At 59.4% G+C, this 3,928-nt stretch carries 2 protein-coding genes; both read right to left on the reverse strand.

The window, feature by feature from the left end; translation table 11 throughout:
- On the reverse strand, nt 1–1,274 hold a 1,274-nt coding region (locus tag Q0L39_RS11145), incomplete at its 3' end, for a UvrD-helicase domain-containing protein (RefSeq protein WP_296629210.1).
- A gap of 18 nt (nt 1,275–1,292) precedes the next feature.
- The coding region (locus Q0L39_RS11150; protein ID WP_296629211.1) for a PD-(D/E)XK nuclease family protein at nt 1,293–3,928 on the reverse strand (2,636 nt) is incomplete at its 5' end.

Genomic DNA, 3,928 nt, shown 5'->3' on the forward strand with positions numbered 1-3,928 from the left:
GAGACGCTTTTGAAGATCATGTCCTGGGTGGCGTTGGTGTCCTGATACTCGTCGACCAGCACATAGGCGTAATGGTCGGCAAGCTCACGGGCAAGCGCGGTGCGCTGACGGTGTTCCGGTTCTCCTTGTACCAGCAGCTGAACCGCAAAGTGCTCGAGGTCGGAAAAGTCCAGCAGGCTGCGCATGCGCTTTGCTCTGAGCAGACGCTGGTCATAGTCGAGCACCAGACGAAACAGCGTCTCAATGCGCGGACGCAGAAAGCGGATGTCATCGGCAAATCCCTGCTCATCCACCGAAAACAGCCGCTGGGCCAGTTCCTCGACCACTCCCTGCGCCGATTTGCGCAGCTTCTGCACCAGCTCCTTCTTTTCGGTGTCCTCATAGTTTCGCAGAGCACCCAGCCGTCCGAATTTCAGCTTGTCCAGACACTCGCAGATTTCGTCCCATCGTCCGGTTTCCAGCGTCTGGCACAGCGCTGCCAGCTGGGCGCGATCGACGGCGAAAGGATCGCGGTAGGCTTTTTCCATCGCCTCGTCGCCGTCGATGAGGTGCAGCGCGCGCTCGAGCTGATGCAGCGCATAATTTGCAGCATCGCGGGCATAGTGGACGATTACCCTGCCCCAGACAGTCTGGTCCACAGGGATGGTGTCGTCGTACATCAACAGTTTCTGGTCGAGCCAGTCGGTGTAAAACGGATGGGAGCGCACAAAGGCATAGAGCCGCCGCAGGGTGTCCATCAGGCCCTTGTCATCTCTTCCCGAGGACACCAGCTCCACCAGGTCGGAAAAGCTGCCGTCGTCCTCCTCATAGTTTTGTTCGAGCGTTTCGCGGGCGACGTCCTCCTCCAGCAGCTTGATTTCGTTTTCGCTGCCCAATCGAAAGTCGGACGGCACATCCAGCAGCTGAAAGTTTGCACGCACCAGATCCAGACAGAACGAGTGGACGGTGCTGATGTGCGCCGCCGAAAGCAGTGTGCGCTGGCGCTGGAGATAAGGATCGGCGGGATTTTGTGCGATTAGCTCGCCCAGGCGCGTCTGGATACGCTGGCGCATCTCCTCGGCAGCGGCATTGGAAAAGGTGACCACCAGGATGCGGTTGGCATCCACCGGATGCTCGCGGTCGGTGAGGATGTCGATGACGCGCTGCACCAGCACCGCCGTCTTGCCGCTGCCTGCCGCCGCCGATACCAGCACCGTTCCTCCCCGACAGGAGATGGCCTGCTGCTGGCCCTGCGTCCAGCGCGGCTGGCGTGCAGCCTCGTTTGAAAGCTCCATTGTACACTTCCTCCTTCTTTATTGATGCAGCGGTGTTGTTTTGTTCTCGTGATCGCCGGAATCTTCCTTTGCAATCTCGGAGTAAAATTCCTGTCTGGACAGATCGGTCAGGCGGCGGGTGTCGTCGCCTTCACGGTGCTGACAGATCGAGCGGTAGTCGCAGAAGCGGCACGGCTCATAGCCCAGTCCCTGTGCCGGCGTGGACGGAATCTGTCCATTTTGCAGATTCACCGCCATCTGGGTCAGAATGTGTTCGATGTGCCGCTGGATGCGTCCCATCTGTTCGAAGGTAGCGAGGCTGGAACGCGCATCAAAGCTGCCGTCGTTCTTGCGCTTGACGGGAATAAACACGCCTGCGGCCTCCCGCTCCATTCCGGTGATGCACACAGGGTCCTCCAGCACCAGTCCGCTCATCTTGTACTTTTTCTGGCGTTCGCGGGCGATCTGTTCGTCGCTGGTCTGACGGGCAGCGGTGATGATCTGGTCCTTTGCCGGAAGATACAGCACACCTGCGGGCAGGCAGTCCGCCAGATCCTCCTTGCCGTTTTTCCAGATGGAAAACAGATAAATCAGCATCTGTAAATTGAGTCCGTAATAGACATCGTCGAGCTTAAAATTCTTGCTGCCCGATTTGTAGTCGACCACCCGCACATAGCGGCGGCCCTCCTTTTCCATCAGGTCCACGCGGTCGACAACGCCTTCCACCAGCACCTCGGTGCCGTCGTCGAGGCACAGCTGCAAAGGAGCGACCTCGCCGTCCTGACGGATAGGCAGCTCAAAGCGCACCGGTTCAAAGTCGCTCTGGGCAAATTCGAGGGCAAGCTGGCACAGCAGTCGCGACAGGGTCAGGCTCAGGCGCTCAAACAGATAGTGGAAACGGCGGCTGAGCGCTTCATCGGCGCTGACCCGCTCGGCAAGGTAGGTGTGCAGCAGTTCCTGCACCTCCTTTAACATCTGCTCAAACGAAAGCTCTCCCAGTCCCTTGCCGCCGTGGGTGCGCACCATCTTTTCCAGCACAAAGTGGATGATGGTTCCCGACTGCATCGGTGAAATCTCCACCTTTCGCCGCGGCTGCAAGCCCAGTCCTCCCGAACAGAAATAGGCAAACGGGCAGCTGAAGTACCGCTCCACCCGCGAAGGAGACAGCCGCATCCGATTGCCGAACAGCAAGCGCGACAGTTCGCGGTCCTGCATCCGAAAGCTGCCGGACTGCATCGCCTGCTGCACCTGCTGCAATCGCTTTGCATAGGGAGTGGTGCGGACATAGGCGGTCAGCGACGCTGTCAGCGGAGTGTCCTCGCGCAGAATCCGACAGAGCGTCTCGAAGGCGGTCTGGTCGTTGGCGACATAAAACAGCGGCGAAAGGGCTACAGTGGACTGCGTCCACTGCTCCGGCGCAAAGTCCGCAAACATCCGCTCCAGCGCAGTGATGGCAGGAGAATCGGGAGTGGCCTCTCCGGTCAGCTTTGCTGCATGGCAGGTGACAAACAGCTGTTCACTGGGGCTGGTCATCGCCGCATAGAGGTAGTATTTTTCATAGTTTGCCAGCTTGATGACCGAAGGATTGAGCTGGATGCCGCTTTCCAGCAGCCGGTCGCGCTCGGCTTCGGAAAAAAGTCCGTTTTCTTTCAGCAGCGGCGGAAATTCTCCCTGGTTTGCACCGATGACAAAGGTCACCTTGGGCGCATTGGGACGCATCCGGTCGGCGCTGCCCAGCGCCACCTGATCCAGCGTCCCAGGGATGGCGCCGATGTCGCTGATGGTTGCCGCCGAGCAAAACAGCTCGCGCAGCTGTTCCAGCGGCAGCTCGATGTCCTCCAGCACATGCGCAAAGACGTCAAGCAGGTCGCACAAAATCTCCCAGGCGCCTGCATTGAGCCGCTGGGTGCGCTGCTGTTCAGGATCGGCAACATCGACCGCCGCCTGCTGCTGCAGCCGTTCTTTGGCGCCGGTTTCGATGAGAAAGTCGTACAGCGCCGCTGCAAACTCCTGTCCCGAACAGTGGGACAGCCGGTCGCGCAGGTGCAGCAGCGGCGTGCAGATTTGCTGCGCGGTCGAGGCAATCTGTGCAAGCTGTTCGCTGTCGTCGTCGGTAAACTGCTCGACCAGTCCGCGCGGATGGTTCCTGAAGCCTTCGGGAGAAATCCACAGCCCGTGGTCGATCTCCCACAAAAAGCAGTAGTTTTCCAGCTGGGCGACCTGCGTTTCTTCCAGACCGAGCAGCGGATTTTTGCCCAGCGCAAGGATGTGCTGGGTATCAAAGTTGGTGCGCAGGGCATCCAGCGCCGAGAATACCAGCGAAAAAACAGGGATCGACTGGACGTCCTCGCGCTGATCCAGAAAATAAGGGATGTCGTACTTTGGAAAGATGTCCTGGACGGCGGTGAGGTAGGCGTCGATGTCGCGGGCAATGACCGCAATCTCGTGGTAGCGCGCCTTGCCTGCCCGCACCAGCCGCACAATCTGGGCAGCGACGTAGCGAATTTCCTCATAAGGATTGGGAGCGCGGCAGAGGGTCACTGCGCCGTCATCTTGTGCGCATCGCTGCTGACGCAGGCTGGGCAGCCAACGTTCGAGGTGCTTTAGCTGCTCCTTCTGGAAGCGATGCTGTTCGGTCAGCACCTGCGGCGTTTTGACGGGAATACCAAGCTCAT

Source organism: uncultured Negativibacillus sp., assembly GCF_944388365.1.
In the GTDB taxonomy this organism is placed as follows: Bacteria; Bacillota; Clostridia; order Oscillospirales; family Ruminococcaceae; genus Negativibacillus.